The sequence below is a fragment of the Boseongicola sp. genome, assembly GCF_057460485.1.
On sequence record NZ_JBVCWP010000182.1, the window covers coordinates 1 to 7,658 of the forward strand.

A 7,658-nucleotide genomic window follows, 5' to 3' on the forward strand; every position below is an offset into this window, starting at 1 on the left:
AACCGCCCGATTCCAGCGATAATGATCTTTTGCTTTTCATCTATTTCGTCAGCCTCCGGTGATTCTTTCAGATCGCCGGTCATCCGGTGCTGAAGACGCTCGTAGGCAATGAAGAACAAGGGTGTCAGCAGCATCGACAGGGCGACTACAAGCAACAAACGCTCGGCCAACGCGATCCCGAACACACCCTGCTGCAATGAGAACGAAATCAGAACAAATCCGAATTCACCCGCCTGCGCCAACCCAAGCGTAAACAGCCACCTATTGCGACCTTTCATGCGGAAAATCACCGCAAGAAGATACAACACCAACCCTTTGCCAAACATCAAAAGCAACGTGAATCCCAAGAGTTCAAACGGGTCTCGGAAGAAGACGGCAAAGTTGATGCCCGCGCCAACCGTGATGAAAAAAAGGCCTAAAAGCAGACCCTTGAAAGGTGCTATGTCGCTCTCCAGCTCGTGCCGGAACTCCGAATTTGCAAGGACGACACCTGCCAGAAAGGTACCCAATGCAGGGGACAGGCCAACAAGGATCATCAGAAACGCGATCGCCGCCACAATCAGCAGAGCAAACGCCGTGTAAAGCTCGCGCAGCCGCGCAATATGCACGAAACGAAAGAGCGGGCGGGTCGCAAAAGTGCCGAACAAAACGACAGCGACAACCGCGGCGATCGTGACCAGCGTGACACCCCAGGCGGGCAATTCGGCCATAAAATGTAGCGCAAACTCTGCTCCGCTGCCGTCGCCATGGTCATCCTCGACCACCTCGACCGCAGCGCGAGAGATCGAGCCGTCCTCGCCAAAACTCGTCATGCCCCCAATCGCCAGAAGCGGCAGGAAGATCAACATCGGGATCACTGCAATGTCCTGGCTCAGAAGAACAGTGAAGGACGAGCGCCCGCCTCCGGTTTGCATCAGGCGTTTTTCTGACAGCGTTTGAAGCACGATAGCGGTCGAAGATAATGACATGATCATGCCGACCGCCACACTCGACTGCCAAGGCAGACCGAACACATAAGTACACCCCAAAGCCACCGCGCCAAGCGTCACAAAAATCTGCAACCCTCCAAGCCCAAGCAGGCGGTGTCGCATGTCCCAAAGCGCGCGTGGGCTAAGTTCCAGACCAATTAGGAAGAGCATCAAAACCACACCAAATTCGGCGAAATGCTGCAGGCCTTTCGTGTCCGCAACCAACCCCAAAATGGGTCCGATCACGATGCCGGCCAATAGATACCCAAGCACCGACCCAAGCCCAAGGCGCACAGCCAATGGCACCGCGATCACCGCAGCCAGCAGGTAGATCACGGCTTGGAACAGAAAGCCTTCCATAGTTCGCCCTTCAGATTGGCAGCGGCCCGTCTGCCTTTAGTTGATCCATCACAATCTGGCTCTGGACCCGCGCCACTGCGGGGTGGGGTAACAGAACCTGATGTATCAATGTGTTAAGATCGGCAAGATCCGCGCAATATACCCTCAACAGATAGTCGGCATCGCCGGTCATTGTCCACGCCGAGGTGATCTCGGGGCGTAATTTCACGATCCGTGTGAAGGTCTGCACCTTATCGGGCGCATGGGTTGCCATCTGCACCGTCACAAACGCCTGAACATTAAGCCCAAGTGCGCCCGGATTAAGCCGCGCGCGATAACCTTCGATCAGCCTTGCCGCCTCAAGCCGCTGGCGCCGTCGGCCGATCTGACTGGCCGACAGTCCCAGGTCGGTACTTAGCGTGTCAGCCGTGACATGTGCGTCGCTTTGCAGTGCTGTCAGAATACGAAGATCAATATCATCTAGCTTTATCATGCGATAAACCCGCGTTAAAATTATACAATCCGCAAGTCAGACGCAAAAATAAAGAAAAAAATCGCTAATACGCGCGAAAACGGCAGGTGAAATGGTCTATTTTGCGAAGATGCGAACAGATAGGAGGCCGTCATGGGCCCGTTTCCACACGATGCACCGCGCGCGACGATATCGTCCGACAACCCGGCTGGGACCGACGGCTTTGAATTTGTCGAATTCGCCCATCCCGATCCAAGTGCCTTGCGTGATCTGTTCACCCAGATGGGGTACACCCATGTCGCAACACACAATTCCAAGGCGGTTGAGGTCTGGCAGCAGGGCGACATCAGCTATCTGATCAACGCCGAACCAGATACCCACGCCGCCCATTTCATCGAAGACCACGGACCCTGCGCTCCCTCTATGGGCTGGCGTGTTGTTGACGCCGATCATGCGCTGAAACATGCGGTCGCAAAAGGCGCCGAAGAATACACTGGTCCTGGCAAAACAATGGACGTGCCAGCTATTGTGGGTATCGGCGGCAGCCTGATCTACTTCATTGATCAATACTATGAAACATCGCCGTATAATGCGGACTTCACCTGGGTCACCAATGCCCATCCGACAGGGGTCGGCTTCTATTATCTCGACCACCTCACGCACAACGTCTTTAAGGGGAACATGGACGTCTGGTTCCACTTTTACGGAGACCTCTTCAATTTCCGCGAGATCCGGTTCTTCGACATCGCAGGGAAATTCACCGGACTGCTCAGCCGCGCTCTTACGTCACCGTGCGGTCGCATCCGGATCCCGATCAACGAAGATCGCGGTGAGACTGGCCAGATCGTTAACTACTTGAAGAAATACAAGGGCGAGGGCATCCAGCACATTGCCGTCGGTGCACACGACATTTACCAGGCCACCGACGCCATTTTTGCGCGCGGCGTCCGGTTTATGCCTCCGCCGCCCAGCAGCTATTATGACCTGAGCCTGACGCGCATCGCGGGTCACGAAGAACCCATTGAGAAGATGAAGAAAAACGGCATCCTGATCGACGGGGAAGGGGTCGTGGACGGGGGCGAAACCAAGATCCTTCTGCAGATATTCTCCAAAACTGTAATTGGTCCGATCTTCTTTGAGTTTATTCAAAGAAAAGGTGATAACGGCTTTGGCGAAGGCAACTTCAAGGCGCTGTTTGAGAGCATCGAAGCCGAAGAGATGGCGTCCGGCGATTATGGGGATGTCGCAACAAGGTAATTATTACGTCGGGCCACGACCATCGCAGGGAGGGGGCTCTGTCCCCGCACGCTGCGTGGGCTCCCCTGGAGTATTTTCCCCGGGAAGAGCGCGTGGGCAGAGCGCTTGCCCCTGCCACCGAACCCTTGTATTCCATCGCGCATGTACCGTTTTTTCGACATGGATGACCGCGCGCGCCTGCGTGAACGTTTTTACGGCGCGACAATGACGGTGCTGGCGCGCCTTTCCTGACGCAGCGCCTTCACTGCGCGATATCCCGCGTCTTTTCCATGCCATTCAGGGACTTTCAAAATGACCAATCCTCGCACGCTCTATGATAAAATCTGGGACGACCACGTTGCCCATGAAGCTGACGACGGCACTTGTCGGCTCTATATTGACCGCCATCTTGTCCACGAAGTGACCTCGCCACAGGCTTTTGAAGGATTGCGTTTGGCTGGCCGCCCCGTCCGCGCACCAGAAAAAACCATCGCTGTACCTGACCATAACGTGCCAACTACGGCGGGCCGCAACGATCCCGAGCAAATGCCCGAAGACAGCCGCATTCAGGTCGCCGCTTTGGACAAGAACGCCAAGGACTTCGGCATTCACTACTATCCTGTGTCCGATATCCGTCAAGGCATTGTTCATATTGTCGGCCCTGAGCAGGGCTGGACGCTTCCGGGCATGACGGTCGTTTGCGGCGACAGCCACACGGCGACCCACGGTGCCTTCGGCGCATTGGCCCACGGCATCGGCACTTCCGAGGTTGAGCATGTTTTGGCGACGCAAACGCTGATCCAGAAAAAGTCGAAGAATATGAAGGTCGAGATCACCGGTAAGCTGCGTCCCGGCGTCACCGCCAAGGACATCACGCTTTCGGTCATTGGTAAAACCGGCACCGCAGGCGGCACTGGCTATGTCATTGAATATTGCGGCGAAGCAATCCGCGATCTTTCGATGGAAGGTCGCATGACCGTCTGCAACATGGCCATCGAAGGAGGCGCACGCGCGGGTCTAATCGCACCCGACGAGAAAACATACGAATACGTCAATGGCCGCCCCCATGCACCGAAAGCTGACCAGTGGGAAGCTGCACTTGCCTATTGGAAAACGCTCTTTTCCGACGACGACGCGCATTGGGATGCGGTCGTGACGATCAAAGGCGAAGACATCGCGCCTGTCGTGACCTGGGGGACCTCGCCCGAGGATGTGCTGGCGATCACCGATGTAGTGCCCTCGGCAGACAGTTTTCAGGGCGGCAAAGTTGACGCGGCGCAGCGTTCCCTTGACTATATGGGCCTTACACCTGGTCAAAAGCTTACAGACATCAAAATCGACACAGTCTTCATCGGGTCCTGCACCAACGGCCGGATCGAAGACCTTCGTGTCGTCGCTGAGATCGTCAAAGGTAAGAAGATCGCGGAAGGCATGCGCGCCATGGTCGTGCCGGGGTCGGGTCTTGTGCGCTTGCAGGCCGAAGAAGAAGGCCTTGCCGACATCTTCAAGGACGCGGGTTTTGAGTGGCGCCTTGCGGGCTGTTCGATGTGCCTTGCGATGAACCCCGACCAACTTGCACCCGAGGAGCGCTGCGCGTCCACCTCGAACCGCAACTTCGAGGGCCGTCAGGGATATAAGGGGCGTACGCACCTTATGTCGCCCGGAATGGCCGCGGCTGCTGCGATCACCGGCAAGCTGACGGATGTGCGCGATCTGATGTGATGTTGGGGCAGGTGGGACCTTAACAGGGCGTTAAATGCCCGCGAACGCCTGCGCCGACGCAGTACCTACGTAATACCGAAGCGATGCCGACAGTCGGAAATCGCCAAGGTCAGGAGACAAAACGATGGAAAAATTCACCACCCTCACTGGGATCGCTGCGCCCATGCCGCTTGTGAATATCGACACCGATATGATCATCCCAAAGCAGTTCCTGAAGACTATTAAGCGCACGGGTCTTGGCGCGAACCTTTTCGACGAAATGCGCTTTGACCGCGAAGGAAACGAAGTCGAGGACTTCGTGCTTAATCAGCCCGCCTATCGCAAAGCCGAAATCCTTGTTGCAGGCGAGAACTTTGGCTGTGGTTCAAGCCGTGAACACGCCCCATGGGCGCTTATGGACTTCGGCATTCGTTGCGTGATTTCAACTTCTTTCGCTGACATCTTCTACAACAATTGCTTCAAGAACGGCATCCTGCCGATTACGTTGCCCGAAGAAGACGTCGAAAAGCTGATGGACGACGCCTCGCGCGGCGCCAATGCGACTGTCACCGTCGATCTCGAAAGCCAGACCATCCAAGGTCCCGACGGCGGCGAAATCACCTTCGAAGTTGATGCCTTCCGCAAGCACTGTCTTTTGAACGGTCTCGACGACATTGGCCTCACGGTCGAGGTCGCAGCCGCCTCCATCGATGCATTTGAAGCAAAAGCGGGTGCCGAACGCCCTTGGGTCTAAACAACCCCTAGCCACAAGATATGGGGCCGTCCGCGAGGGCGGCCCTTTTTTCATGCCGAAATGATGCAATCTCGCACCATTCGCACCACGAAAATGCCTCAGACTCCCGTCATGGGTAAGGGATTGTTGCCGTGCTTGGGGAAAGAAGGCAAAAATTGGGCAAAATTGAGGCAGACCGCCATAATTGGCGGAACATAAACAAAAAAAGGCCGGTCCGTATCGTTGGATCAGGTCAGGAAAAGGGGCAGTCCCGGTGATTATCCGGCTGGCAGGGGCAATTATCCGTGCGCTACTCGTCGTGGTCCTTTTGGCCACGCCATCGCTATTGTTGCCCGGCATGACAAGCGACACCGCGCAAATGGTCACGCTTGTCGCCATCTTCGGCGCAGGCCTGACCTTCTTTGAATATGCTTCGTCTTACCCGGGTCTCGTTGAGTTTCGTGATGCGCCGCCGTTCAACCGCATCCGCTTTACGTCACTCTTCCTCACCGTTGTTTTGATTGCGCTTTTGACACGTGGTCAGGTCGAACCTTCTTCCCTGACCACATTCGTCGCAGGCATCGGTGCTTCGATCGGGGGCGTCATAGATTTTCCGTATTCGCCCGTGCGCCTCGTCGTTTTGATGCTGCCGCCGGACACGTCGGTTGACCATATCGAGCTGGTGCGCAATTCCGCAGGCATCAGCTACCTAATTTCGCTCCTCACGCTTGCGATCTTCATCATTCTTCAACGTGTGCGGCGCTGGCCGCTGAAAAACGGCGCCTTCAACGTTTGGGTTAACCTGCCTACATTTGACCCCACAGCAGGCGGAGACGTGGTTGAGCGCCTCGAAAGAGACGCGCGCTTTAACATTGCCCTAGGGTTTTTGCTGCCATTCCTGACGCCAGCGGTAATCAAATCGGCAACGGGGCTCTTTGGCTCCGTGTCGCTTGAAAACCCACACACGTTGATCTGGACGGTGGCGGCATGGGCATTCTTACCGGCGTCTCTTTTCATGCGCGGCATCGCGATGGGGCGGATTGCGGGCATGATCACCGAAAAACGCCACCAGTCAAAAATCGAAGATGAGGCTGGCAACGGATTGCTGCCAGCCTGATCGCGCTGCTGATCGGCGGAACGGCAATTTCAGAAGACTTATGAATTGTGGTTTATCACACCTAACTATCACGTGATGGCCTGGGTCTTTTGCTGCGCGACATCGAAAAGATGACGACACGCAGATTTCGGCCAGCTTGCGTGTGATCCGTGCGGCTGATGGGGATGCCATCGTGTTTGCTGATTTCGACTTTGACGCGAACCCTGCTGCCCTGAACACCTTTGCAGATCGTCTTGGCCTTTATCGCGAGGCTGCGCGCTCCCTCCAAATCACGGCTTGCCGACAGGGCAAGATCTTGATCGCGATGGCCGTTTAGGCGAGCCTGAAGACGCGCAGGGTTATGGCCGTTTGGCCGGTGCTGGGGGACTTGCGATCCTTTCGAAATGGCCGATCGACAGGGCCAATGCGCAAGATCCGACAGGCCTTCTTTGGCGTGATCTCAACGGCGGCATTCCGCCCGATGATATTACGCAAAATCAACACCTTTCCACCACCGCCCACTGGATTGTTCCGCTTAAAACCTTTTCAGAGCGAATGCTTAACCTTCTGGCTTGGCATGCGCGTCGCCCGTTTTCGACGACCCCGAAGTCATGAGCGACGGGCACAATCACGATGAAGCGCCCTTGTGGCTGAAGGTTCTCGAGGGTACCTTAGCGGCCCTATCAGACGCGCTTTTCGTCCTTGCGGGAATCTCAAATCTTGATCCCGTTGACGGCGGAGGGCGGGGCGATGCGCTCAACGCGCTTTTGCGTCATCTGCGCCTTGCAGACCCTCAGCCCGAAAGTCTTGGCGCCAAAGCGGCGGCTCAATCGGACGGCAGAGCCAACAACTTCCACAAGGGCGATCCCGAGCGCGACATTGTAGGCTGGCTCGATGACCCTAACCGCTCCGGCAACCTGCGTGTCACACTCGTGATGCCGTCTCGCGGTCTGACCTTTCTTAGGAGCGGCGTCCTTTGGCCTGAGGGTGACGGAACCTCATTCAGCAGCGATGTGCGCCTCGGCTCGCGCCACAGACTTGTCTGGCTCGACAGGAGTATTCAGGGCGGCAGTGATGGCGGTCAGCGGATCGGTTGTTCGCAATTCAGGCAAC

General features: G+C 56.3%; 7 protein-coding genes and 1 pseudogene. 6 read left to right on the forward strand and 2 right to left on the reverse strand.

Features of this window, described 5'->3' with window-relative positions:
• Together AC221Y_RS16925 and AC221Y_RS16930 are read right to left on the reverse strand one after the other, a co-directional pair.
• Positions 1–1,328, reverse strand: a 1,328-nt coding sequence (locus AC221Y_RS16925; protein WP_486707813.1) for a cation:proton antiporter domain-containing protein, incomplete at its 3' end; no start/stop codon positions are given.
• A gap of 10 nt (positions 1,329–1,338) precedes the next feature.
• Positions 1,339–1,800: an Lrp/AsnC family transcriptional regulator gene (locus tag AC221Y_RS16930; RefSeq protein ID WP_299749404.1), complete on the reverse strand. Its 462-nt coding sequence runs from the start codon at positions 1,798–1,800 to the stop codon at positions 1,339–1,341.
• Between the two features lie 132 nt (positions 1,801–1,932).
• Between AC221Y_RS16930 and hppD the strand changes: the two genes are divergently transcribed.
• The 6 genes and pseudogenes from hppD to AC221Y_RS16960 form a co-directional block, all read left to right on the forward strand.
• A complete protein-coding gene (gene hppD / locus AC221Y_RS16935; protein ID WP_299749401.1) occupies positions 1,933–3,036 on the forward strand; it encodes a 4-hydroxyphenylpyruvate dioxygenase in 1,104 nt (367 codons plus the stop codon).
• 291 nt (positions 3,037–3,327) lie between these two features.
• A complete protein-coding gene (gene leuC, locus AC221Y_RS16940; RefSeq protein WP_299749399.1) occupies positions 3,328–4,737 on the forward strand; it encodes a 3-isopropylmalate dehydratase large subunit in 1,410 nt (469 codons plus the stop codon).
• A gap of 124 nt (positions 4,738–4,861) precedes the next feature.
• Positions 4,862–5,470, forward strand: a complete 609-nt coding sequence (gene leuD, locus AC221Y_RS16945) for a 3-isopropylmalate dehydratase small subunit (RefSeq protein WP_299749397.1) — start codon at positions 4,862–4,864, stop codon at positions 5,468–5,470.
• A gap of 253 nt (positions 5,471–5,723) precedes the next feature.
• Positions 5,724–6,566, forward strand: a complete 843-nt coding sequence (locus AC221Y_RS16950; protein ID WP_299749395.1) for a hypothetical protein — start codon at positions 5,724–5,726, stop codon at positions 6,564–6,566.
• 172 nt (positions 6,567–6,738) lie between these two features.
• Positions 6,739–6,882, forward strand: coding sequence for a hypothetical protein (locus AC221Y_RS16955; RefSeq protein ID WP_486707814.1), 144 nt, complete (start codon positions 6,739–6,741; stop codon positions 6,880–6,882).
• Between the two features lie 274 nt (positions 6,883–7,156).
• Positions 7,157–7,658 (forward strand): annotated as a pseudogene (locus AC221Y_RS16960) (hypothetical protein); the annotation flags it as partial.